The 20,486-nt window shown below is 61.9% G+C and carries 29 protein-coding genes, 1 tRNA gene and 1 pseudogene; 13 read left to right on the top strand and 18 right to left on the bottom strand.

Going from position 1 to position 20,486, the window contains the following annotated elements; translation table 11 throughout:
• Nucleotides 1-83: 83 nt before the first annotated feature.
• Nucleotides 84-914, bottom strand: coding sequence for a hypothetical protein (locus NITMOv2_RS10300; protein WP_053379788.1), 831 nt, complete (start codon nucleotides 912-914; stop codon nucleotides 84-86).
• A gap of 147 nt (nucleotides 915-1,061) precedes the next feature.
• On the opposite strand from NITMOv2_RS10300, the gene clpB reads away from it, so the two are divergent.
• Nucleotides 1,062-3,659, top strand: a complete 2,598-nt coding sequence (clpB, locus tag NITMOv2_RS10305) for an ATP-dependent chaperone ClpB (protein ID WP_053379789.1) — start codon at nucleotides 1,062-1,064, stop codon at nucleotides 3,657-3,659.
• A gap of 2 nt (nucleotides 3,660-3,661) precedes the next feature.
• Here the strand turns inward: clpB and NITMOv2_RS10310 are convergent, their stop codons facing one another.
• The 3 genes from NITMOv2_RS10310 to NITMOv2_RS10320 form a co-directional block, all read right to left on the bottom strand.
• Nucleotides 3,662-4,087, bottom strand: a complete 426-nt coding sequence (locus NITMOv2_RS10310) for a hypothetical protein (RefSeq protein WP_053379790.1) — start codon at nucleotides 4,085-4,087, stop codon at nucleotides 3,662-3,664.
• A gap of 82 nt (nucleotides 4,088-4,169) precedes the next feature.
• Nucleotides 4,170-4,385, bottom strand: coding sequence for a hypothetical protein (locus tag NITMOv2_RS10315; protein ID WP_053379791.1), 216 nt, complete (start codon nucleotides 4,383-4,385; stop codon nucleotides 4,170-4,172).
• 150 nt (nucleotides 4,386-4,535) lie between these two features.
• Entirely contained in the window at nucleotides 4,536-6,065 is a 1,530-nt protein-coding gene (locus NITMOv2_RS10320; RefSeq protein ID WP_053379792.1) for a YifB family Mg chelatase-like AAA ATPase, read from the bottom strand.
• Between the two features lie 118 nt (nucleotides 6,066-6,183).
• On the opposite strand from NITMOv2_RS10320, the gene NITMOv2_RS10325 reads away from it, so the two are divergent.
• Both NITMOv2_RS10325 and NITMOv2_RS10330 read left to right on the top strand, forming a co-directional pair.
• Nucleotides 6,184-6,783 (top strand): hypothetical protein, encoded by a 600-nt coding sequence (locus NITMOv2_RS10325; RefSeq protein WP_053379793.1) that lies wholly within the window; start codon nucleotides 6,184-6,186, stop codon nucleotides 6,781-6,783.
• Between the two features lie 15 nt (nucleotides 6,784-6,798).
• On the top strand, nucleotides 6,799-7,035 hold the full coding sequence (locus NITMOv2_RS10330; protein WP_053379794.1) for an Lrp/AsnC family transcriptional regulator: 237 nt from the start codon (nucleotides 6,799-6,801) through the stop codon (nucleotides 7,033-7,035).
• A gap of 61 nt (nucleotides 7,036-7,096) precedes the next feature.
• Here NITMOv2_RS10330 and NITMOv2_RS10335 read toward each other — a convergent pair whose 3' ends face one another.
• Nucleotides 7,097-8,107: a Gfo/Idh/MocA family protein gene (locus NITMOv2_RS10335; protein ID WP_053379795.1), complete on the bottom strand. Its 1,011-nt coding sequence runs from the start codon at nucleotides 8,105-8,107 to the stop codon at nucleotides 7,097-7,099.
• A 139-nt stretch (nucleotides 8,108-8,246) separates the two neighbouring features.
• Here NITMOv2_RS10335 and NITMOv2_RS10340 point away from each other — a divergent pair, with 139 nt between their 5' ends.
• Nucleotides 8,247-9,047, top strand: coding sequence for a dienelactone hydrolase family protein (locus NITMOv2_RS10340; RefSeq protein ID WP_053379796.1), 801 nt, complete (start codon nucleotides 8,247-8,249; stop codon nucleotides 9,045-9,047).
• Nucleotides 9,048-9,065: 18 nt separating this feature from the next.
• Nucleotides 9,066-9,983, top strand: coding sequence for a hypothetical protein (locus tag NITMOv2_RS10345; protein ID WP_053379797.1), 918 nt, complete (start codon nucleotides 9,066-9,068; stop codon nucleotides 9,981-9,983).
• A gap of 14 nt (nucleotides 9,984-9,997) precedes the next feature.
• Here NITMOv2_RS10345 and NITMOv2_RS10350 read toward each other — a convergent pair whose 3' ends face one another.
• Nucleotides 9,998-10,381 (bottom strand): DUF423 domain-containing protein, encoded by a 384-nt coding sequence (locus NITMOv2_RS10350; RefSeq protein ID WP_053379798.1) that lies wholly within the window; start codon nucleotides 10,379-10,381, stop codon nucleotides 9,998-10,000.
• Between the two features lie 90 nt (nucleotides 10,382-10,471).
• Here NITMOv2_RS10350 and NITMOv2_RS10355 point away from each other — a divergent pair, with 90 nt between their 5' ends.
• The 5 genes from NITMOv2_RS10355 to NITMOv2_RS10375 all read left to right on the top strand — a co-directional run bounded on the left by NITMOv2_RS10355 (nucleotide 10,472) and on the right by NITMOv2_RS10375 (nucleotide 12,669).
• A complete protein-coding gene (locus tag NITMOv2_RS10355) occupies nucleotides 10,472-11,029 on the top strand; it encodes a hypothetical protein (protein ID WP_053379799.1) in 558 nt (185 codons plus the stop codon).
• Nucleotides 11,030-11,421: 392 nt separating this feature from the next.
• Nucleotides 11,422-11,727: a hypothetical protein gene (locus NITMOv2_RS10360; RefSeq protein WP_053379800.1), complete on the top strand. Its 306-nt coding sequence runs from the start codon at nucleotides 11,422-11,424 to the stop codon at nucleotides 11,725-11,727.
• Between the two features lie 46 nt (nucleotides 11,728-11,773).
• Nucleotides 11,774-12,040, top strand: a complete 267-nt coding sequence (locus NITMOv2_RS10365; RefSeq protein WP_187299427.1) for an RNA recognition motif domain-containing protein — start codon at nucleotides 11,774-11,776, stop codon at nucleotides 12,038-12,040.
• Between the two features lie 27 nt (nucleotides 12,041-12,067).
• The gene (locus tag NITMOv2_RS10370; RefSeq protein ID WP_053379802.1) at nucleotides 12,068-12,364 is read left to right on the top strand and encodes a hypothetical protein; all 297 of its coding nucleotides are present in this window, start codon (nucleotides 12,068-12,070) and stop codon (nucleotides 12,362-12,364) included.
• Nucleotides 12,365-12,372: 8 nt separating this feature from the next.
• A complete protein-coding gene (locus NITMOv2_RS10375; protein ID WP_053379803.1) occupies nucleotides 12,373-12,669 on the top strand; it encodes a hypothetical protein in 297 nt (98 codons plus the stop codon).
• Nucleotides 12,670-12,849: 180 nt separating this feature from the next.
• Here NITMOv2_RS10375 and NITMOv2_RS10380 read toward each other — a convergent pair whose 3' ends face one another.
• Together NITMOv2_RS10380 and NITMOv2_RS10385 are read right to left on the bottom strand one after the other, a co-directional pair.
• Nucleotides 12,850-13,107, bottom strand: coding sequence for a hypothetical protein (locus NITMOv2_RS10380; RefSeq protein ID WP_053379804.1), 258 nt, complete (start codon nucleotides 13,105-13,107; stop codon nucleotides 12,850-12,852).
• Nucleotides 13,108-13,873: 766 nt separating this feature from the next.
• Nucleotides 13,874-14,500, bottom strand: a complete 627-nt coding sequence (locus tag NITMOv2_RS10385; RefSeq protein WP_145976268.1) for a hypothetical protein — start codon at nucleotides 14,498-14,500, stop codon at nucleotides 13,874-13,876.
• 151 nt (nucleotides 14,501-14,651) lie between these two features.
• Here NITMOv2_RS10385 and NITMOv2_RS10390 point away from each other — a divergent pair, with 151 nt between their 5' ends.
• Nucleotides 14,652-14,948, top strand: a complete 297-nt coding sequence (locus NITMOv2_RS10390; RefSeq protein WP_053379806.1) for a hypothetical protein — start codon at nucleotides 14,652-14,654, stop codon at nucleotides 14,946-14,948.
• Nucleotides 14,948-15,175 carry a hypothetical protein gene (locus NITMOv2_RS10395; protein WP_053379807.1) on the top strand — a complete coding sequence of 76 codons (228 nt, stop codon included), beginning with the start codon at nucleotides 14,948-14,950 and terminating at the stop codon, nucleotides 15,173-15,175. The genes NITMOv2_RS10390 and NITMOv2_RS10395 overlap by 1 nt, the downstream gene beginning before the upstream one ends.
• Before the next feature lie 142 nt (nucleotides 15,176-15,317).
• Here the strand turns inward: NITMOv2_RS10395 and NITMOv2_RS10400 are convergent, their stop codons facing one another.
• From NITMOv2_RS10400 to NITMOv2_RS10430, 8 genes and pseudogenes are all read right to left on the bottom strand, one after another.
• A complete protein-coding gene (locus NITMOv2_RS10400) occupies nucleotides 15,318-15,920 on the bottom strand; it encodes a short chain dehydrogenase (protein WP_053379808.1) in 603 nt (200 codons plus the stop codon).
• A 391-nt stretch (nucleotides 15,921-16,311) separates the two neighbouring features.
• Nucleotides 16,312-16,650 carry a MarR family winged helix-turn-helix transcriptional regulator gene (locus NITMOv2_RS10405; RefSeq protein ID WP_053379809.1) on the bottom strand — a complete coding sequence of 113 codons (339 nt, stop codon included), beginning with the start codon at nucleotides 16,648-16,650 and terminating at the stop codon, nucleotides 16,312-16,314.
• A gap of 77 nt (nucleotides 16,651-16,727) precedes the next feature.
• A pseudogene (locus NITMOv2_RS25025) lies at nucleotides 16,728-16,928 on the bottom strand (DUF2283 domain-containing protein); the annotation flags it as partial.
• Nucleotides 16,929-17,110: 182 nt separating this feature from the next.
• The gene (locus NITMOv2_RS10410; protein ID WP_053379810.1) at nucleotides 17,111-17,353 is read right to left on the bottom strand and encodes a DUF2283 domain-containing protein; all 243 of its coding nucleotides are present in this window, start codon (nucleotides 17,351-17,353) and stop codon (nucleotides 17,111-17,113) included.
• A 116-nt stretch (nucleotides 17,354-17,469) separates the two neighbouring features.
• Nucleotides 17,470-17,655, bottom strand: coding sequence for a type II toxin-antitoxin system HicA family toxin (locus tag NITMOv2_RS25030; RefSeq protein WP_083447926.1), 186 nt, complete (start codon nucleotides 17,653-17,655; stop codon nucleotides 17,470-17,472).
• The gene (locus NITMOv2_RS10420) at nucleotides 17,652-17,876 is read right to left on the bottom strand and encodes a type II toxin-antitoxin system HicB family antitoxin (protein ID WP_053379811.1); all 225 of its coding nucleotides are present in this window, start codon (nucleotides 17,874-17,876) and stop codon (nucleotides 17,652-17,654) included. Before NITMOv2_RS10420 ends, NITMOv2_RS25030 begins: the two co-directional genes overlap by 4 nt.
• A gap of 84 nt (nucleotides 17,877-17,960) precedes the next feature.
• Nucleotides 17,961-18,048 (bottom strand) — tRNA-Leu (locus NITMOv2_RS10425).
• Nucleotides 18,049-18,223: 175 nt separating this feature from the next.
• A complete protein-coding gene (locus NITMOv2_RS10430; RefSeq protein ID WP_053379812.1) occupies nucleotides 18,224-18,490 on the bottom strand; it encodes a YtxH domain-containing protein in 267 nt (88 codons plus the stop codon).
• A gap of 336 nt (nucleotides 18,491-18,826) precedes the next feature.
• Here NITMOv2_RS10430 and lgt point away from each other — a divergent pair, with 336 nt between their 5' ends.
• Nucleotides 18,827-19,636, top strand: a complete 810-nt coding sequence (lgt, locus tag NITMOv2_RS10435) for a prolipoprotein diacylglyceryl transferase (protein WP_053382052.1) — start codon at nucleotides 18,827-18,829, stop codon at nucleotides 19,634-19,636.
• A gap of 19 nt (nucleotides 19,637-19,655) precedes the next feature.
• Here lgt and NITMOv2_RS10440 read toward each other — a convergent pair whose 3' ends face one another.
• Together NITMOv2_RS10440 and NITMOv2_RS10445 are read right to left on the bottom strand one after the other, a co-directional pair.
• On the bottom strand, nucleotides 19,656-20,042 hold the full coding sequence (locus tag NITMOv2_RS10440) for a metallopeptidase family protein (protein WP_053379813.1): 387 nt from the start codon (nucleotides 20,040-20,042) through the stop codon (nucleotides 19,656-19,658).
• A gap of 1 nt (nucleotide 20,043) precedes the next feature.
• Entirely contained in the window at nucleotides 20,044-20,472 is a 429-nt protein-coding gene (locus tag NITMOv2_RS10445; protein ID WP_053379814.1) for a tetratricopeptide repeat protein, read from the bottom strand.
• Between the last annotated feature and the right edge of the window lie 14 nt (nucleotides 20,473-20,486).

The following is a 20,486-nucleotide window of genomic DNA, read 5'->3' on the forward strand; positions in this document are numbered from 1 at the left end:
ATCCCCCGAGGCAGCTCGGATCTGCGCCGCACGGAACCGGTGACTGACGGGGCTCCGAAGCGCGTCGCCGGTCAACTGTCCGCCTAGCGATCGACATTCACTTGGCGCGCAAAGAGCCGTTGTCGCCGTGACGTTCCATGCAGCAATGCAAAGAGGTGGCCGCGGAACAACAGAATCGCCATCGCGACCGGTGGGGTGAGCAGGAGGACGAGCAGCCACTGCACGTCAGGCTGAATCCCGATATAGGTCATCCAGCCGCCCAACAGCGTGAACGGCAGAATGAGGATCTGAAAAAAATCCAGCCCCGCGCCGCGGCCCACGCGCCCGGAGAGGGCGAAAAACTCCCGCAAGCCGGCGGGTGACAGCACGATCGGCAGAATCAGCACCACAAAGGGCAGAAACCATTCGATCCAATGTTCCAGGACAAAATCGTAGGAGGATTTGAACACGTCCAGCGGCGAATCGTGGCGGACCTGGTAGATGACCTCGGGCGCGGGATTGAGCAACAGAAAGGCCAGCAGGAAGACCGCCGATGAAAGGAACTGGCCGTAGGGATTGTTCTGCGCGCCCATCTCGAGGGCCATCATCGGGAGCCACAGCACGAAGCCGACGCCGATCACATCCCAGAAATAATGGCCAAAGCTTTCCGTCACGTCTTGCACCGTGATGGTCCGGGAGGCGCTCAACGCCTGCTCGATGAGGCGCAAGGTGGCGCCCACGAGCAGCGCGTTCGCCGCGCCAAGCAGGAAGCCGCCGGCGATGCCCAGGGGAGCCGCGATGCGGGTTGCGGCCACGAACAGGAGGGCAAAGACGACCAACGCGACAATGCCGATCAGACCGCGACGCAGAGAGCGACCGGTGGCGCGCAGCGCTTGGCGGTAGAGATCCAGCATGACCGACAGATCGTTCAACATGCGGGGTACCCTAGTCGGGATCGCCGGACAGGTCAAGAGTCGGCCACCGGAGGCGAAAGATCGAGCCATACGGTTGACTTACCGGGTCGCGTGCTTATCACGTCCCTTAGCACTTCTTCATCTACAGCGCCCGCGGGGGACCTCTTTATGGATATGAACCGGATGACAATCAAGTTACAGGAAGCGCTGCAAACCGCCTCGTCGCATGCGCAGCGGAGAAGCCATCAGGGAATCGACGTGGAACATCTGCTCCTGGCCCTGCTCGAGCAGGAAGGCGGCACCGCTCCGGCTTTGCTGGAGCAGGCCGGCGTGGCCCTTCCCGCCGTCCGGCAGGCGGCCGAGCAGGCGCTCGCCAAGCTTCCGCAAGTTCAGGGAGCGGGTGCGGGACCGGGTCAAATCCACATCGCGAATCGGCTGGCCCAAGTTCTGGCGAAAGCCGAAGACGAGCAAAAGCAGCTGAAAGACGACTACCTGAGCGTCGAGCATATCCTGCTGGCGATGGCGCAGGAGGGCGGCGTCTTCAAGAAGCTTGGGCTCACCCGAGACCGGTTGTTGGCCGGGTTGCAGCACGTGCGGGGCAACCAGCGTGTGACCAGCCAGGACCCGGAAAGCACCTATCAGGCGCTCGAAAAATACGGACGGGACCTCACCAATCTCGCCGGTCAGGGCAAGCTCGACCCAGTGATCGGCCGCGACGATGAAATCCGGCGGGTGATCCAAATTCTCTCCCGCCGCACCAAGAACAATCCCGTGCTCATCGGCGAGCCGGGCGTGGGAAAAACGGCCATCGTCGAAGGGCTGGCGATCCGGGTCGTCAAGGGCGACGTGCCGGAAGGGCTCAAAAACAAGAAAGTCGTCGCCCTCGACATGGGATCGCTGGTCGCCGGCGCCAAGTACCGCGGCGAGTTCGAAGAGCGGCTCAAAGCCGTCCTGAAGGAAATCCAGTCTTCTCAGGGGCAGATTCTCCTGTTCATCGACGAGCTGCACACCGTGGTCGGAGCCGGCGCCGCCGAGGGCGCGATGGACGCGGCCAATCTCTTGAAGCCGATGCTTGCGCGCGGCGAATTGCATTTGATCGGCGCGACGACGTTGGACGAGTATCGCAAGCACATCGAAAAAGACGCCGCGTTGGAACGCCGGTTCCAGACCGTCTTCGTCGATCAGCCGTCCGTCGAAAACACCATTTCCATTTTGCGCGGGCTCAAAGAACGGTACGAGGTCCACCACGGCGTGCGGATCAAGGACAGCGCGCTCGTCGCGGCAGCGAAGCTCTCGCATCGTTACATCGCCGATCGGTTTCTCCCGGATAAGGCCATCGACCTGGTGGACGAAGCCATGGCCCGGTTGCGCACCGAGATCGACAGCATGCCGGCGGAACTGGACGAAGTCTCGCGTAAGGTTTTACAACTCGAAATCGAGCGGGAAGCGCTGCGCAAGGAAAAGGACGAGGCCAGCGCCGCCCGCCTGACGGCCTTGGAAGCCGAGTTGGCCGACAAGCAGCGCGATCTGCAGGCGCTCAAGACCCGGTGGGAATCCGAAAAAGTGTCGGTCTCCCGCCTGCGCAAGATCCGTGAGGCGATCGAGGAGACCAAACTCAAGATCGAGCAGGCCGAGCGGGCCTACGATCTCAACCGCGTGGCCGAGCTGCGCTACGGCGAATTGCCGCGGCTGGAGCGCGAGTTGGCGCTGGAACAGGAACATCTGGGCAAAAAGCAGGACGGCGGCGCCAAACTCCTGAAGGAAGAGGTCGACGAGGACGAGATCGCCGCGGTCGTCAGCCGCTGGACCGGCATTCCGGTGTCCCGCCTGATGGAAGGCGAAACCGAAAAACTGCTCAAGCTCGAAGAGCTGCTGCACCAGCGCGTCGTCGGGCAGGATCAAGCCGTGCGGGCGGTGGCGGACGCCGTGTTGCGCGCGCGCTCCGGCATCAAGGACCCGAACCGGCCTATCGGCTCCTTCCTCTTTCTCGGTCCGACCGGCGTCGGAAAAACGGAGTTGGCCCGGGCGCTCGCCGCCATCCTGTTCGACGACGAAGCCAACATGGTCCGCATCGACATGTCGGAATATATGGAAAAGCACACGGTCGCCCGTTTGATCGGGGCGCCTCCGGGTTACGTCGGCTACGAGGAAGGCGGGCAGCTGACGGAAGCGGTCCGGCGGCGGCCTTTCTCGGTGATTCTCTTCGATGAGATCGAAAAGGCGCACCATGACGTGTTCAACGTGCTCCTGCAAGTGCTCGATGACGGACGATTGACCGACTCGCAGGGCCGGACGGTGGATTTCAAGAACACCGTGCTGATCATGACGTCGAACATCGGCAGCCCGCAGATTTTCGAAGCCCAACAACGGGGCGCTTCGTATGACGAGATGCGCACGGTGGTGACGGCGGAGCTGCGCCAGCATTTCCGGCCGGAGTTCCTGAACCGGGTCGACGAGATCGTGGTCTTCCATCCCTTGGGGACGGAGCATCTCGTCAAGATCGTCGAGATCCAGCTGGAGCGCCTGCGCGCGCGCCTGGCGGAGCGGCGCATCGCCCTGTCGCTCACGCCGGCTGCGCTACGGCGGCTGGGAGAGCGCGGCTACGATCCGGTCTACGGAGCGCGGCCGCTGAAGCGGTTGATTCAACAAGAGTTGGAGACGCCGATCGCGCGAATGCTGGTGAAGGGAGAATTGCGGGACGGCGATACGGCGTCGGTCGACGTGAAGAACGGCGGGATCGTGATCGTGCCGACGGTGACGGCGTAGGTTCAGCCCAGCTTCACCGGCCCACCGTTCGCGTCCTGGTTGAGACCACTCTTCTGCTGCTTGTCCACTTTCCATTCCTTCGGGGTCACTTGGAACAAGTGGCCCTTCATCGTATGGAACTCGCCTTTGGTCCAGGCCACGACATGGGGCGCCTTCAGCTCCATCTGCAGGAGCGTCTTGCCGGAGGCGGCTTCCTTGATCGCCACGCTCTGCGGGGTTTTCGTGAGATCGTAGGCCCGCCGCTCATTGAACATCATCGTGCTGTCCACGACTTTGGCGAGCATCTTCCCGCCGCCGTCGAACAGCGCAAAGTTGACGAGCAGCGCGCCTGTGGAAGGATGCTGCGCGACCTGAATTTGCGGCACGCCCTCGATCTCGATCGTGCCGTCCGAGTTGCGATACAGGTTCGATCCGACTTCGACGTCCATCTCCGTGTGCCCTCCAAGTGCAACAAGTACGATGTGGTGATTGGGCGATTCGGTGAAGTTCAGAGGCCGGCAATCACCCCATTCACGATTTTTTGATCCGGTCCAAAATCAGCGCGATGCAGCCGCCCAAGAGGCCGCCGCCCATCGTGGTGGTGAGCAGCTCCACCAGCTTCAATTCCCACACCGAGCCCTGACTCTGCATGATGTCGCGGATGCCGCCCTGCAGCATGATGACGGCCAGCGCCATCGTCGCGCCCACCACGAACCACCAGAGAAAGACTTTTAGGGTCGGCGGCATCGGTTGCTCAAATCCTCCTCGCAGCCTGTTCAAAAAGGCGGTCCAGCAAGGTGCGCGACGCGAGGAATAACGAGCGTCAAGTTTACGCACGGGCGCGAGATGGTGAGCGCCCGGTATTTCTCGCCGCCGGCGGACTTTCTCAACAGGCTGCTAGACGTCCGCGTTGCGGTCGAACGCCCGATATTGGATCGCTTCTCCGATATGGGCTGCGTCGATCTTATCGGAGCCGGCCAAATCGGCGATCGTCCGGGCCACCCGCAGAATCCGTCCATGGGCGCGGGCCGAGAGCCGCAGTCTCGTCATGGCCTGCTCCAGCAGATCCTGGGCCGGCTGATCGAGCCCACAATACCGCTTCACCTGGCGCGGCTTCAACTGTGCGTTGGTATAAATGCCGTCGTGGCGGTACCGCTGCCGTTGGCGGTCGCGGGCTGCCAAGACCCGCTGCCTGATGGCTGCGGAGCCTTCCGAAGGAGGCAGCTCGCTGCGCAATTCCCGGACCGGCACCGGCGGCACGTCGAGATGGATATCCAGCCGGTCGAGCAACGGCCCGGACAGACGCGCCCGGTAACGGCGAATCTGCGTGACCGTGCAGACGCAGGGCCGCGAGCGGTCGCCGTAATAGCCGCAGGGACAGGGGTTCATCGCCGCCACCAGCATGAAGCGCGCAGGATAGCGCAGCGAGCCGCTCGCGCGCGTGAGGGTGACATGGCCGTCTTCTAAGGGTTGCCGCAGCCCTTCGAGGACCGGTCGCTTGAATTCCGGCGATTCATCGAGAAACAGCACGCCGTTGTGGGCCAACGAGACTTCACCCGGCTTCGGCACGGTCCCTCCGCCGACTAAGCCGGCGTCGGAAATGCTGTGGTGTGGAGCGCGAAAGGGTCGTGTGGTCAGCAGCGGCCGGTCCGGCATCAGTTGCCCGGCCACGCTGTGGATGCGGGTGGTTTCAATCGCTTCGTCCAATTCCAACAACGGCAGCACCGAGGGAATGCGGCGAGCCAGCATCGTCTTGCCGGACCCCGGCGGCCCGACCATGAGGATGTTGTGGCCCCCGGCCGCCGCGACTTCGATCGCCCGCTTGGCATGGTCCTGCCCGCGCACGTCGGCGTAATCGTCATCGTCCGCCGGCCTGGCCGCTTCCAGCAGATGGCCATTGAACGGGCTGGGGATCAAGACCTGTTGTCCCTTCAGAAACTCCACCGCCTCCGGCAAGGTATGGATGGGATAGGCGGACAGACCTTCCACCAGCGAGGCCTCCGCCGCGTTCTCAGCCGGGAGCAGGAGGTCATGGCCCTTCCGGCAAGCCAGCCCGAACGACAAGGCGCCGGTGATCGGCTTCACGCGGCCGTCCAGTGACAGCTCGCCGAGCAGCACGCGATGGTCCAGCATCGCCTGCGGAACCACCTCTTCGGCGACGAGGATGCCGACGGCGATGGCGAGGTCGAGCCCCGATCCCTCTTTCTTGATGTCGGCCGGCGCGAGGTTGACGGTAATGCGTTTGGCGGGAAAATGATAGCCGCTGTTCTTCAATGCCGAACGAACGCGGTCGCGGCTTTCCTTCACGGTGGCGTCCGGCAGGCCGACCACCGAGAATTGGGGCAAGCCGCCGGAAATATCGACTTCGACATCGACCAGATGGGCATCGAGGCCGACCAGCGCCGCGCTGGTGACTTTGGCGAGCATCAGGCGAACCTTTCTGTGACCGGGAAGCCGCGGCGATTATAGGAAGTGTTCCGCAGTGGTTTCAAGAGAGACTTCTCGGCCGTAGCGGTGACGGGACGCACTCGGTATAATCGCGGCCATGCGGCGCTCGTTACGACTCGTGCTGTGGTCCGTCGTCTTGTCCTGTTTCACGGTCGGCGCGGCTCAGGCGTCGATTCGGGTGATACAGGAGAGCGGCAAAGCTTCGAAGCCGCATGTGGGATCGGCCATGGCGGTCCTGGCGACACTGGCTCAGGCGCAAGTCCTTCCGCCGGAGCAGACGCCGGAAGCCAACCGGATCATCAAGTCGGTCATCCAGTTCCAATCGGCCTTTGCGAAAAGCCGCGATCAGGCCATTCATGACTTTGCGGCCCAGGCCCTCTCACTGAGGTACGGCGCGCAGGCGCCGGTGCTCATGGCGGAGTTCCAGTCGTCGGGCTGGACGGCGGCCGTATTGGAATCGCTGGCGGAAGCGGAGCCGCGGACGAGCGGCGAGCAACTGCAGGCCCTGGCCGCGGGCTTCGGCGAATTCAATCTCTCGACGAAGGATTTCCAGCAGTTCATGAGTTTGGTGCGGGCGGCGCGGCACTCACTGCAGGCGCGCGGCCTCACCTTCGAACAGGTCTACGCGGCGCACCGGCGAACGATGCCGGGCGCGCCGAACGAGCCGCAGGGCAAGCCGTCCGACGGACAGCTGTGAACAAGGAGGGATCGCATGGCGACGAAGGCGTACATTCTCATCAAAGTCAAGGCGGGCAAAACGAAGGACGTGGTGCAGGCGTTGAAGCGCCTCCCGGGAGTCGAACAGGCCCACTCCTGCTTCGGCCGTCCGGACATCATCATGTTCATCAGCACGCAGGATGAACGGTCGTTATCGGATGTCGTGATCACGAAAATCCACTCGATCGAAGGCGTCGAGGAAACGGACACCCATATCGTGGCGGAGACATAGTTCGGCTGATGTGGCGATCGAGTGATTGAGTGAAGAGGCGGGAACTTCGCGAAATCGTACTTCACCCACTCGTACGTTTCTCCAGCGGCAGCGTCACCGGCTTTCCTCCGGCTTGCGCGGAGCGATAGCAGGCCTCGGCCGTTTCCACCGCGCGGAAGCCGTCCCACCCGGTGATCGGCATGGGACGCTGCGCGCGCACCGCATCGAGAAACGAAGTGAGCGTCGCCAGCACCGTCGGGCGCGGCGCGAAGGTCCATTGGTCCGTTTGACGGTCGAGACCGGTCCAACTCAGCTCCTGCGCGATCCAGTCCGCGGCCAACTCCCCGTTTGAACCGGTCCACACCGCCGTGCCGACGCGCCCGCTCGAGACCCGCCTCACATCGATCGCGCAGTCGGTGCCGCCTTCGGTGGTCAGTCGAACCGTGGCCACCGTCTCGGGCGCAGCGGACGGGATGACGTCCATCGTGCAGCGAGCCTCCCGCACCTCTTCTCCGGTCAGGAAGCGCACGAGGTCCAACAGGTGGACGCCGAACTCCAACAACGCGCCGCGCTTGCCATAGCCCTCCGCATGGTCAGGTGCCCGGCCTTTGATCTCGATGTGGCTGGCCAACCGCAGTTGCCGCGAGCGGCCGATCAGGCGGCGCTTCGCCTTCATCTCGTCCACCGTCGCGTCGAACCGAAGCGTCTGGCCGGTCATGAGCGGCACGCCCGCCGCCTCGGCTTGCCGCGCCATCGCCAGCGCGTCCGGGGCGGTCGTGGCCAGCGGCTTTTCGATCAGCACCGGCTTGCCGGTTCGGACGGCCAGCAGACAGATGTCGTGTGAATACAACGGCGGGGTCACGACGACGATCACGTCCACCGCCGGATCGGCGATCAGCGAGGCGGCGTCGCCATACATCGTCACGCCATCGGCGCCGGGCAGCGGCAGCCCCTGCTCCGGATGTTGCCGGCAGGCGGCGGTGAGGCGCGCCGTTGGAATGTCGTGGAGGATGTGGCGCGCATAGCGGATGCCGTGGCGGCCGACTCCGATGAGTCCGATGCCGATGATCGAGGAGTGCTCCAGGCTGCCCACGATCCCACTCTAAAGGGACAGGGGATTCCGGTCAATCGGCCTGTGCCGGGGCGCGTCCGTTGACATCCGCGAGGACCGCTCCCTATAGTACCGGCGACGGATAGTCGCTCCAAAGCCAGGCTGGGAAAGGCATCGGGACATGACCACGACTCACAGCGCCCCGTTCACACTAGAGCAGATCGGCACCGGCACGGCCCGATTTCCAAGCGGCGTGCCGATCCCGACCCACACCGATCAGATGGTCGATCCCTATTTCAAGACCCGTATGCCGAAGGAGCACCAGATCGACAGCATTCTCTTCTGGCCGCAAGAGAAGGGCGTCTATCCGGGGCTTGTGCTGCTCCATGATTGGTGGGGCTTGACCGGCCAGATGAAGGATCTCGGCGCGCGGCTGGCCTGCGAAGGCTATGTCGTCATCATTCCCAATCTCTATGGACGATTGGGCGGGATGGTGACGGCGAACGACGAAGTGGCGGCGGCGCTGCAGGGACGGTTAAATGACGCACACGTCGTCACCGACATCAATTCCTGCTGCGAATATCTCAATACGCGCGATTTTGCGAAGCGCAACATCCACGGCGTGGTGGGCTACGGCATGGGCGGCACCTATGCCGTCCGGTTCGCCTGCCACCGGAAGCGCCTTCGAGCCGCCGTGTCGTACTACGGCCAGATGGTACAGCCCAAGGAGCTGCTGAAGGATCTGTTTGCGCCGGTGCTCTACCACCGGGCCGGCGCCGATACGTCGGTGACCGCGGGGGACATCGAACAATTCCAGGCTGCAGCGGCTGAATACCGGAAGACGGTGGAGATCGCGGCCTATGCGGACGCGCCGCGGGCCTTTACCAACGAGATGAAGCCGGACGCGTATCGTCCCGATACCACCGCGGCCGCCTGGGAACGAACGGCGGCGTTCCTGAAGACCTGCTTCCAAGGCACCTGAGTCCAACTCCTCGCGCATATGCCGAAACGATTGGCGACATCCTGGCATGTCTTGTTTCGCCGTCACACGGCGGTACTCTGCGGCCTCTGGCTTCTGTTTACGGCGGCCGGTGCATCGGCGGAGCAGCCGTCGTTCCCCCTCGCCGACGTCGTGAAGCGTCACGCGGCTCAATTGGCGAGTGTGGATTCCAACGCCGGGGCACTCGCCGCGTTTTCGACGTCTATTGGACCAGCGATCGACTTGCGGGACGCGGCCGGCACGCTGGCCGCAAAGAGCATTCCCGCCAAGATGGCGAAGGAGCTCGGCGTGGCTGAGCTGTCCGCCTCGGCGCAGGAGCTCATGGCGGCGCTGGCCGCCTGGCAGTTGGCCGATCAGGTGCTGCAGGCGGTGGAACCGGATGCCAAGACGGAGCCGCCGGCAATCACTGCCCCGAGCGGCGCACGCGGGGAATGGCTGGCGGCAAACGGACCATGGCATACTCTCCCCGACCTGCTGCGTCTGATGAAGGATATCCAGCAGGTGCAGAAGCAGGACCTCGCGTTGGCCGCCAATCGCGTGGCGCTGGAAGCCTCGCAGCGGGCCACGGCACAGTGGTGGGACTTGCACAATTGGAAAGACCGGGTACGTTTGGCGCGGGGCCGCGCACGACTCTGCGGGACCTGGCAATGGGTCATCCACAACCATCAAAATCACCAGGAACAAAAAGCCAGCATGCTGTTCCTGCCGCCCGGCTTGGAAAAACCGGGCGTCCCTACACCGGCCGAGATGGTGATCCTGGGCGACAGCGTCTATTTACGCTGGGAAATGAACGGCCGCGTACAGGAAGACAGTTTGTTGTTCATCAAGGACGGCACCAGGTTGGAAGGATCGTTCGTGAACAACGCCGGCGGCTGGGGCTCCATTACCGGGAAACGCACGGCGGGATGCCAGCCGTGAGCCACATCACCACATCATACTTTGATCGCTCTCCATCCCAGCAGCGCCCAGCCGAGCATGAAGGCGACGCCGCCCAGCGGCGTGATCGCGCCCAGCCAGCGGACCCCCAGCAGCGCCACCGCATAGAGGCTGCCGCAAAATAAGACCGTTCCGGCCGCGAAGAGCCAGCCTGCCACGGCGAATCGGGCATCGCTGCAAATGCGCGCCGCCGCGCCCGCCATCAGGATGCCGAACGCATGATACATCTGGTACCGCGTCGCCGTGTCGTACACGGCCAGCATGGGCGGATCGAGCACGCTTTTCAGCATGTGCGCGCCGAATGCGCCGGCGGCCACCGCCAGGCCGGCGAGCACCGAACCCAGCAGGACCAGCCGGCGAAATGCCGTTTCGGAAGTCATGTGGAAGGCGTCCGCGTCGCGCTGGTTCCTGAGCAAAAACTAACTTGTTGCTGGCGGATCGGGCGGCATTCTAGCAGACTACTCTCCGATATGCCCGTCGAATGTCCCCGCTGTCTGGAAACCAATCCGGATTCCAACTTCACCTGTTCCTGCGGCTATGACCTGACCCCGCTCGTCCGCCGCCGCCTGGTCCTCGAACGGGCGTGGACGGGAGGCGGCGAACCGGCGCGCGGCCGAACCCGTGAAATGTCGCATTGGCATTTCTTCGTCGGAGTCTCCATTGTCTGGCTGTTACTGTCGCTCGGTGAAGGGTTCAAGTTGAAGCTCGACCTGGCGTCACGGGCCACGTCCCGTCTGATCGGCGACAGCCTGATGATCGGCGGCGCCGATCTCGCGGGCGCCCTCGTCGGCGGCGCGCTCGCTTGGATCGGCGTGTGGGTCATGCGCTCGTACGAGGCGATCCGTTACCGTCCTTGCCCTAAACGCACGACCCTGGCGGCCACCATCATCGCCGCCATGCTCATCTTCGTCGGGCGCATCACTCCGTCCGGCGTGGTCGCCCAGCAGATCATTCAAGGCTTGACCATCGTCGGCCTGATGGGGGCCGCGTACTTCGCCGGCTCCCGCCGTTGGCTGGGAAAGTGGTAAGGACGGTGCGAAACCATCGGGACCGGCGGGTTGGGAAAACTGTTCAGGAGTGCGGAGCCACGGAATAGACATCGCGTCCGATCGAAGGCCATACCTGGTGTGACGACGCTCCGAATTTTTTAATGTCCCGCTCCCGCCTTCTTGTTCGCTATCGCCCATACCGATGTGGTAGCCTCTGAAGGCCGACGTACCGTGCCATCCCGTTTTTTCGCACTCTTCCCTCCGTCCCGTTTCTGCGGTCCATAAGTCAGCGTCCGGTCGGGTACCCGGCGCTTCTGTCCGTCCGGTTGTTTACCAATCGATCACGCAGGATCATCTGGATCTCGAACGCTCGATTGTTGCGGGGCATGATGAGCGTTATTAGTCACCGCCCGTATTCGGAGGGCCTCTCCATGTTGTTCTCACTGTTTCGTCTCGTCGCGTTGTCGGCGGTCTTGTCAACGGTTCCGGCACTCGTCGCGGGCACACTGATGCCCGGCGCTGAGGCGGCGGCGGATGCGTCCGTTGCGGCTCCAACGCGTCCGGCCGGCGTCTCGGCCGGCAACGACGTCGCCGCCGGGGCGGTCGAAGATTCGTTACGGGCGTGCCTGGCCCGCATTCCCCAGGATGCCTCGCGCGGCCAACGCCTCATCGCGGAACAGACCTGTCACCGTGATGATGGTGACCGGCAGCCCGTGAAAGCTACGGGAGGCCGGTAGCGTGCCCGTCCATTCCGGCGGAACCGCTCGTGCCGGCGGAGAGGCCGTGAGTAAGCGGGTCCTCTATGTCGGAGGCTTGTCCGAGACCGTCTCCGACGAGCAACTCAAAGTCCTCTTCGCACACTACGGGGTGGTGATGCGGGCCTACGTCATCCGCCACAAACACAGCGGGAGATCGGCCGGCTACGGATTTGTGGAAATGAACTCTGGGGAAGCGGCGTTGAAGGCCGTGTTGGGTCTTGAAGGCGCACGGGTGAACGGGGATTGTCTCCGGTTGTATGTGACCCCCTATGCGTCTGCCGCAGCATCATGACCCCGTCAACCGGGGAAAGGAGTCCTCATGAGTCGCCTCAATTTGGATCCCCTCATAACATTTGCGGATGGATCCCATCTGGTTGTCAGCACGCAATGCTTGAAAGAAGGTGATTTCTCCTGTGCCTTGTACCGGGCCAGCATCGCCCCGGACGATGGGGCGTCGTTCCAGATCATTTCCAACCATCTGGCGGCCGCCACCTGCCTCAACGCCCAGGAACATGCCTATAGCTACGCTCTCCGTCTCTATCCGAACGCCGGCGCCCAGCTGAGGAAACCGCCCTACCTTATCTGGCCGGGGCCGCGCGCGGGCATCATACAGTAAGGAGCCGAATGAGCGAAACGCTGTTGAATCTCGATCTGGCTGACGTGGGGACGATCAGAATGGTCTGCACCGCCTGCCGGGCGTCGGCAGAGTTGCCGGTGGCGCCGCTCGAAGGCGATCTTCCGGAGCGATGCTTCCATTGTCGGGCCGAATGGTTCCTCCCCGGGAGTCCGCCGGCTGTCGCGCTCCAGCATTTGTTCCGTTCCTTGGTGCAGTTGCGCAACCGCGATTATCTCGTCGGCATCCAAGTGCAGCTGGGAGTCCGGCCGGATCGCGGCGCTCTGATGATTCGCGCGCCGCAATGACGCCTGGAAGAGCGTGCCGGCTGGCACGATCGTGACACCGCTTCGTGCGCCGAGAGCGGCCGGCAGGATTGAAGCAACCCATCGATCCCGCGGCGTCCCAGCCGCATGAACGCGCGTAGGTGCGCGGTAGGGCGACACGGCACGTCGCGCGCGCGCCTCGTGTCCCTGTGAGGGCCGTCGTTACGTGTCTGATTCGGCTCGCTGCGGTGATAACTTTCTGCCGCGAGGCTTTGCCTTGTGCGGGAGCGTCAGCAGATAACGGCCGTCCCCCAGTTGCGTCAACCGCAGTTCACCGAGCCGGTTCAATCGATCCACTTCAAGAAAAATCTGACTCCATGAATATTCTTGGCACTCCGCCGCCAACTCGTCGAACTCACAGGATGCACGGCGCTTCACGGCTCTCAGCACCTGGGTGGTGATGGCAGCGGTTTTCGCCATGTCGCCTCCTTTCACGGCCGCATGGCTTGCATGCGGTAGTTCACGTTGAAATGCACCCAGCCGCGATAAGATCGAAGAGGACCTCACCGCTAAAGGGACGGTTTAATCCCCAAAACTGACGGAAGCGGCTATCTCCGCGGCCTCGATCGAGCGACGGGCGATCCGGGCACGCGCGCCCCGGTTCGAATCACAGGCGGCGGGTTCAGTCGATTGGCTTCGATGCACGCGTCGGTGGATTCACCGCACAACAGGCATCGCCATCCCGGCTCGAGATCGGCGGCCGTAGAAGGCTCACTGGTCGCACTGGGGACCATCAACCCGTGGCAACGCATACAGTGCACAGACGCCTCCTCCCGCCTTCACGCGCGGACCGTCATGGTTGCGGCACCATGTGCAGTCCCGCTACCGCTCTTCACGCGGAAGGGACGCCCAGATCGCCAGCGCCCAAGTCGATCCCATCGAATGAATGATTGAGATGCGGGCCCGATAGAGCGGCGGAGACCGTGGAATCAGACGCGCGGGGCGAGAGGAACTGTGCGCGAGAGATGGGACAGTCGGCGTAGCTCGATCCCGTGAGCCACCCTACACCCCGGAGTGAGCAGTGTCAAAGGTCCATCAGCGCGCGGGCGATGTAAGCGGTTGTTTGTACGGGGCGATAATTATTTGTGGTATCGCCGCTTGGATGTCTTTTGCGGGAGCGACCGGTGCGGTTCCGCAGCACTCGTATGACCATCCGGCGGCACGCTTGACCCGAGCCCGTCTTGGTCTACGAACGGCAGCGGCCCCGGCCGTTATTCGCCGCCGACGCCTCCACCCATCGCTCCGGCGCGCAGATCGCCCGCGCGATCGCATAGGCCGTCAGCTCGCGCACATGTTCGCCGGCCCGCTCGATCGGTTGTGACCACCGCGCCGTTCCCTCCAGAGCCACCGTGCCGGTCTTGACGCCGATCCCCTTCACCGAGACACGCTCATCGTGAAGATGACCGGCTCCGGTTTTGTTCGGAACGAGTGCATCCGTCACCTCGACCACAATGACATGGTCCGCGCCGATATCTTTGCCGAACGTCAAAAACGGATTGTCTTTCGGCTTCTGGTCCGGCCGTGGGGGTCCCTGCGCCTCCGTTATGGCGGCGGGCGGCGCTTTGTCGATCACGGTCACGCCGCCCCGGCGGAATAGGTCTTTGGCTGCCGCGACAGCAGTCATGGCGGACGGGTTGCGCTGCGCGCTGAGAATCACGACTTTCGAGATGGCTGTGTCGGGCGCATGGGTGATGCTGGAAGTGACGGGATAGATGGCGAGGACCTGCTCCGACTTATCGCGGTCTACAGCCTTGGAGGGCAGAGGCATAAGCGCCAACGCAATTGCGACCAGCCGAAGGATTGCCGTGGTCATGGTGGGCAGTCTACCAACCGCACTGGCGCGAAGCCATGATGGGCGTCGGTGCTGCTGCATGGCGGTGAAGCTCCTTGACAGGGCGTCCCGCTCCTCCTACAATGCCCATGTGCATGACATGCACATGTTTTGAGTTAGAGGGAGGTCGTCTATGCCCACGGCCACTGAACGGATTCCCATCCTGGTCAGCAAAGTCGATAAGTCCCGCTATACCAAGAAAGCCAAGTTATTCGGTTTTCAGTCGATCAGTGAGTTTGCTCGCACGGCCATGGACCGATTCGCCGCTACCAACGAAGACGAGGCGGCCCTCACCGCGCTGTTCAAGGAAGTCAAAGCCGGCACAAGGCGGGCTGAACAGAGCCTCGATCAGACCATCGCGTTCTGCGATGCCTCGAACGATCGAATGCAGGCGCTCGACGCCTGGATGCGAGAGAAAGGATATCGCTGATGGGGTGGGCAGAGAAAGCCTGGGACGCCTTCCGCGATGTCATCCGCCTCCAGGATAAAGTTGAAAGCCTCGACAAACGGGTGGTTGCCCAGCAGGTGAAGCTGGAGACGATGAACATCGAACTCGCGCAGCTTCAAGTCGCCGTTTCTATTCTCCTCAGCCAAGCCGGTATCCAAGCGCCTCCCAAACCACCTTTTAGTCCCCCGACACCGCCTGCGCTCTCGTGAGCATGGGTTGAAAGAAGTCGCCCTGCGACATAGTGTATTGGAAAACTGAACCCATGATCGAATCCGATCAGCGTTCGCGGCAACCCAGCCAGCCGCTCGCCAAGCCAATATGCGATACCCTACTCGCCCAATACCAGTCTCATCAGGCAAACGCCCGTACCTCGATGACCGTTCCGGTCTTCTTGCCTTCAACGCTGTCCACATAGGCCAGCGCCACGTTCATCGCCGGCATGCCTTGTATTCCTTTCATGCCGAGCGCATCGAGCGTCTCCTGAACCCAGGGCGGACTCACCACATTGACCCGAATGCCGCGCGGCAGCTCAAGCGCCGCCGCTCGGACAAATCCCTCCACCCCGGCGTTGATCATGCTGATCGACGCGCTGCCCTTCATCGGCTCCCGACTCAAGACGCCGCTGGTGAGGGTAAACGAGCCGCCATCGCGGATCGAACGATAGCCGAGTCGGACCAGATTGACCTGTCCCATCAGTTTGTTGGCCAGGCCCAACGCATAGTCGGCATCGGTCAACTCCTCGAAGCTCTTGAACACGGCACTCCCCGCAGTTGAAACCACTGCGTCCACTGGACCAAGCTTGTCGAATAACGCTTTGATAGAGCCGGCCGATGCAATGTCCACCCGAAACTCGCCGCTGTTATGGCCGACATTCACCACCTCATGCCGGCCTGCAAGCTGCTGCACCACCGCCTTACCGATCGTCCCAGTCGCACCGATGACGACGACTCTCATGGTCAATCCTTTCGTCAGGCCATTGCGACACGATAGCAAATCCTGCCGTGTCGTTCAGCATGGAAGCTGGAGACTTACCAGCGAGTGAGAATTAGTAGCGGTGCTAGAGAATATGACTCCCGACCCCTTTGTTTCACCGACCTGCCGATCGTGCCAGTCGCACCGATGACGACGACTTTCATCTGCAACTCCTTTCGTCAGGCCATTGCGACACGATAGCAAATCCTGCCGTGTCGTTCAGCCTAAAGACCGGAGGCTTACCAGCGAGCGAGAATTAGTAGTGACGCCAGACAATAATATGACTCCCGACCCCTGTGTTTTGACGCGGATGCCGCTCATGGTCACGTCGACAAGTAAATCTTACAACGTAGGAAAATTTACTTATTAAAATTCATGTTTGTCCCTCTCCTATCATTGCGGCCATTTGTTTCTTGAGCTGGCGACCCTTCGCTGTGAGGCGGACGGTCTTCCGGCGCAGATCCTTCGGGTCGGGCAGCGTCTCGACCAACCCAAGGCCCGGTTTATTCAACCAGTGCCGGTCCGATAGCGCCGCCACGTTCCGGGACGCGGATGACGACGCGAGACCCACCTTATCGCATAGCTCGTTTATGCTGATGCCCTCGTTTCTAGCGATCTCAAGAAAGACCGCCAGGGTCTGCACCGGAAGCGCGTCGTCCAGCATACGGACGGCCGATACAGCCAGTGATAACTTCCCTAGTTCTTTCAACATAAGACCTCCGCATTTCCCGCAACCGACGCGCGGATGTGACAAAGTAAAGGTGTCGAGAGTCTTTTCCAGGGATAGTATCAGTGTTGAGACGTCGGTGGGGCGGGAACCGTCTCAAATTCCAGCGTCGCCACATCGAGCTTTGGCGTTCTTTTTGAGAGATGTAACATCTCGATTCCGACTACGGTGTCCTGCTCGCTATAGTCAACGATGATACCGGGAGAAACCTCTTGCGATTCCACAGCGATAGCATTATCCAACGTGAGATAGAGCGCATCAGCTTCTTGATCGACGGTTCGATCTCACCCTCCGGGCACCGAACCATGCGAGGCAGATGATGAAGCTGAAAAAATCCCTCTGCCCATGTTTCTCATCGGCAACGTCCCTTAAGACGGCATCGTAGACTTGATGAACATCTATTTTGCAATCACCGCCCGTGGACGTGGTGGGAGAATCGCGAAGGTTATGCACTTTTCTTCACCCGCTTGCTCGCGCGGAGAACGGTGAAGCCAATAACTTCTTCGCCTTCGTATCGAACGATGACGTCGTCATCCGTCATTTCGCTGTCCGTAGCATAACTTGGCTTTTTGAAGTTGACGTAGAGAGCATCCGCCTCGTCGTCGTATGTGAGCCACACAGCATGCTGCGGAGACCGGTTCACGGCGGGAATGAGTTTAAGGTATTCCTGAATATCCGCTAGAACCATAGCTGTCTCCCATCAGGGCAATGTGATGTGGTGCCGGAGACCGGGATCGAACCGGTACGGGCCTTTTGGGCCCGAGGGATTTTAAGTCCCTCGCGTCTTTCCACACAACCCCTCACCTAGTCGGTAGGGAGGCCTAGCTGTTTTCGAATGACCTTGCAAAGCGTATTGGCAATCTCGGTGTGCCGGGGAACTGGAGCCGATTGACCGGTGGTTGGGTTGTAATAGATATCGTGTTTTCCGCTTGAGCGCGTGATCTCGCAGCCTGCCTCTTCGAGACTGCGAACGAACTCTCTGCGCTTCACGCCGGGACGCTAATGGGAATGGACTTGGAGCGGGATCGAGGATGGGCCGAGCGCGAGCGGCTGTCTCGCAAGACGAGTTCGTACGCGTCGCGGATATTCTCCTGCAATTCCTCCAGGGTCTCTCCCTGGCTCATCACGCCGGGGACTTCCCGCAACTGGCCTACATACCACTTCTCGTCTTTCCAATACTCCAGAGTGAACGTGAGGCTTTTCTTCTTCATGAGCAAAGACACCTCCCAGAGAGGCGGCCTAAACACTACGGGTACCACGTAGGATCATAAAATACCAGACGGTCTTGTAAGGAATGGTGCGGATGGTGGGACTTGAACCCACACGGGCTTTTGGCCCCCAGGATTTTAAGTCCTGTGCGTATGCCGGTTTCGCCACATCCGCTCTCGTTGTGAGCGGAATCTAGCACCGGGGTGGGGACGATTCAAGCAGGGTTCGGGAAGTGGCAGGTGATCAGTGATGCGTGATGAGTTTCGGAGTCTCCAAAAACGCAGACAGCCTGTGCCGAGGGGGATCGGCGACAGGCTGGTCCGCTGGTTTCGGCCCTTCCTGGGGAAAATCAGTTCAGCGCCGCGGTGAGCTCCCGTTGTTCTTCACGGTTCTTCACCATCGCGCGCCCGCGATCCACGACTTCTTTCACACCCGACTGCACCGCCCGGCCCCAGCGCGTAGCCTGCACCTGCGCCTTGCGGGCGTAGCGGCTGATGTCCCGGCGGGTTTCCGCGCCGGTCTGAGGGGCGAAGAGGAGCCCGAGTCCAGCGCCGATGACGGCGCCACCGGCGATGAGTGCTGCGGCCTTGGCGACTTGTTTCCCTTGCTCCGACATGGCGAACCTCCCTGGTGATTGGTGATGGCAGAAGAGGCTACGGCGTCCCTTCTTGGGACATCGGTCTCAGCATGCACTGTGCCAGGGGAAATTCGGGCAGGAGCCGGGTTGTTTTCGCAGAAAAACGAGGGAGCATACCGGCCGCGAATAATCGGACGCTAATAAAGGGTCTCCTTTTCCCGACAGCGGACGACACAGTCGTTTCAGAAACCCAACAGTCGGCGATTGAATCCGTGCAAATCGGCCAGGGAAGCGGCTTTATAGGATATCTTACCGCGCGCTTGCATTGATCGGTGCGCTCCCCTATGATCCGCGCCCATGGATTCGTTCGCCGCCATCCCCTATCCCCATATCAACCCGGTATTTTTTGAATTCGGTCCCTTGCAGTTCCGTTGGTACGGGTTGATGTACCTGATCGGGCTGACGGCCGCCTACTTCCTCATTAGACGAAAGGCGGCGGCGAAGGGCCTCTCGCTCACATCGGACCAAATCTACGATATGGTGGTGTTCGCGGCCTTCGGGGTCTTCATCGGGGGGCGCTTGGGCTATACGCTGTTTTACAACTTTTCCTACTATATCGAGCATCCGTTGAAGATCTTCGCCGTCTGGGAAGGCGGCATGTCGTTTCATGGCGGCCTGATCGGAACGACCATTGCGCTCGTCTGGTTCAGCAAGCGGCGGAATTTACCGGTCTATACGATCGCCGATTTGGCCGCCTCGGTGACGCCGATCGGCCTGGGCTTGGGGCGGCTGGGCAACTTCATCAATGGGGAACTGTACGGCCGGCCGACGGATGTGGACTGGTGCATGGTGTTCCCGACGGGAGGGCCTGCCTGCCGCCATCCGTCACAGCTCTATGAGGCGGCGCTGGAAGGGGTCGTCCTGTTCACGGTCCTCTGGCTGATCGATCGGCGGCCCACGCCGCCCGGCACGGTCTTCTGGAGCTTCATCACCGGCTACGGGATCAGCCGGCTGATCGTGGAGCTGTTCCGGGAGCCGGATCAGCACATGGGCTTCGTGCTGGGGCCGATTACCATGGGACAGATGTTATCCGCCCCTATGGTGCTGGTCGGCATCTTCATGCTGGTCTGGGGGTACCATAAGGCAGGGATGAAGACGGTGCAAAGACAGCCCATTCAACAGTAACAATGTAAAATTTCGCTTATCAATACGGCATTTCTTCGTCCCCTAGCCCGACATGGTGGCCCAGCTCATGGACGACTGTGTCGTACACTTCCTGAATCACTTCTTCCGGGGTCTCGCACAATCTCAGGATCGGACCGCGATAGATCGAAATCTGCGGCGGCGGCTCGCCGCCCGGTCTGAAGAAGGACTCGTCGGCGAGCGAGTGGCCCTGATAGAGGCCCAGCAAGTCATCCTCACTGTCCATCTCCAAATCCCGCAGGACTTCGGCCGGCGGTTCTTCTTCGACCACGACCGCAATGGATTCCATCAGCTTGGCATAGGGTGGCGGCAGGTCGGCGATCGCCTGCTGCACCAGCTGCGCGAAGGCCTCGGGCGAAATGGGATCGTGCCGTGGCCTGTATGCCATATCAGAATCCGCCGCGTGGATTGGGGTCGAGATAGGACTTCTGCCGGATATTATAATTGAGCCCGATCTCCCGGAGCGGCGGCGAATCCCAAATCACCTTGTTGCCCGGCGCCAAGTTGGCGGCGGTCACGTAATGCTTCTTCGCCTCCGCCTTCTCCCCCAGGCGATCGAGACAGACCGCCAGATTGTAATGGGCTTCGGCAAGATCCGGCTGCGCCGCCGCCGCCGCTTGATACGATTGACTCGCGCCCCGCCAGTCCTTGGCGGCAGCCAGCCGGTCCCCGTTGCTCATAAAGGGCGCGGCCTTCGCCGAGGTGCCGGCGGGCGCAGGCAGAATGACGATCGAAGAAGCTTTTTGACCGGCACAGGCCGCGAGCATAGCGGCAATGACAATGAGCGACCCCAGCGACCGAGACATCAATCTGTCCATTGTCCCCCTCCCTC

Origin of the sequence: Nitrospira moscoviensis (assembly GCF_001273775.1) — a bacterium.
Classification (GTDB): Bacteria; Nitrospirota; Nitrospiria; order Nitrospirales; family Nitrospiraceae; genus Nitrospira_D; species Nitrospira_D moscoviensis.

Bases quoted from the DNA above. Each gene is read 5' to 3' on its own strand.
- NITMOv2_RS10320 (WP_053379792.1), bottom strand. From the start codon at position 6,065: ATGCTCGCCAAAGTCACCAGCGCGGCGCTGGTCGGCCTCGATGCCCAT.
- NITMOv2_RS10395 (WP_053379807.1), top strand. From the start codon at position 14,948: ATGGGGTGGGCAGAGAAAGCCTGGGACGCCTTCCGCGATGTCATCCGC.
- NITMOv2_RS10310 (WP_053379790.1), bottom strand. From the start codon at position 4,087: ATGGACGTCGAAGTCGGATCGAACCTGTATCGCAACTCGGACGGCACG.
- NITMOv2_RS10375 (WP_053379803.1), top strand. From the start codon at position 12,373: ATGAGCGAAACGCTGTTGAATCTCGATCTGGCTGACGTGGGGACGATC.
- NITMOv2_RS10400 (WP_053379808.1), bottom strand. From the start codon at position 15,920: ATGAGAGTCGTCGTCATCGGTGCGACTGGGACGATCGGTAAGGCGGTG.
- NITMOv2_RS10315 (WP_053379791.1), bottom strand. From the start codon at position 4,385: ATGCCGCCGACCCTAAAAGTCTTTCTCTGGTGGTTCGTGGTGGGCGCG.
- NITMOv2_RS10405 (WP_053379809.1), bottom strand. From the start codon at position 16,650: ATGTTGAAAGAACTAGGGAAGTTATCACTGGCTGTATCGGCCGTCCGT.
- NITMOv2_RS10330 (WP_053379794.1), top strand. From the start codon at position 6,799: ATGGCGACGAAGGCGTACATTCTCATCAAAGTCAAGGCGGGCAAAACG.
- NITMOv2_RS10430 (WP_053379812.1), bottom strand. From the start codon at position 18,490: ATGTCGGAGCAAGGGAAACAAGTCGCCAAGGCCGCAGCACTCATCGCC.
- NITMOv2_RS10440 (WP_053379813.1), bottom strand. From the start codon at position 20,042: ATGGCATACAGGCCACGGCACGATCCCATTTCGCCCGAGGCCTTCGCG.
- NITMOv2_RS10370 (WP_053379802.1), top strand. From the start codon at position 12,068: ATGAGTCGCCTCAATTTGGATCCCCTCATAACATTTGCGGATGGATCC.
- NITMOv2_RS10325 (WP_053379793.1), top strand. From the start codon at position 6,184: ATGCGGCGCTCGTTACGACTCGTGCTGTGGTCCGTCGTCTTGTCCTGT.
- NITMOv2_RS10340 (WP_053379796.1), top strand. From the start codon at position 8,247: ATGACCACGACTCACAGCGCCCCGTTCACACTAGAGCAGATCGGCACC.
- NITMOv2_RS10420 (WP_053379811.1), bottom strand. From the start codon at position 17,876: ATGAAGAAGAAAAGCCTCACGTTCACTCTGGAGTATTGGAAAGACGAG.
- NITMOv2_RS10445 (WP_053379814.1), bottom strand. From the start codon at position 20,472: ATGGACAGATTGATGTCTCGGTCGCTGGGGTCGCTCATTGTCATTGCC.
- NITMOv2_RS10385 (WP_145976268.1), bottom strand. From the start codon at position 14,500: ATGACCACGGCAATCCTTCGGCTGGTCGCAATTGCGTTGGCGCTTATG.
- NITMOv2_RS10300 (WP_053379788.1), bottom strand. From the start codon at position 914: ATGTTGAACGATCTGTCGGTCATGCTGGATCTCTACCGCCAAGCGCTG.
- NITMOv2_RS10355 (WP_053379799.1), top strand. From the start codon at position 10,472: ATGCCCGTCGAATGTCCCCGCTGTCTGGAAACCAATCCGGATTCCAAC.
- NITMOv2_RS10350 (WP_053379798.1), bottom strand. From the start codon at position 10,381: ATGACTTCCGAAACGGCATTTCGCCGGCTGGTCCTGCTGGGTTCGGTG.
- NITMOv2_RS10360 (WP_053379800.1), top strand. From the start codon at position 11,422: ATGTTGTTCTCACTGTTTCGTCTCGTCGCGTTGTCGGCGGTCTTGTCA.
- NITMOv2_RS10390 (WP_053379806.1), top strand. From the start codon at position 14,652: ATGCCCACGGCCACTGAACGGATTCCCATCCTGGTCAGCAAAGTCGAT.
- clpB (WP_053379789.1), top strand. From the start codon at position 1,062: ATGGATATGAACCGGATGACAATCAAGTTACAGGAAGCGCTGCAAACC.
- NITMOv2_RS10345 (WP_053379797.1), top strand. From the start codon at position 9,066: ATGCCGAAACGATTGGCGACATCCTGGCATGTCTTGTTTCGCCGTCAC.
- NITMOv2_RS10380 (WP_053379804.1), bottom strand. From the start codon at position 13,107: ATGGCGAAAACCGCTGCCATCACCACCCAGGTGCTGAGAGCCGTGAAG.
- NITMOv2_RS10410 (WP_053379810.1), bottom strand. From the start codon at position 17,353: ATGGTTCTAGCGGATATTCAGGAATACCTTAAACTCATTCCCGCCGTG.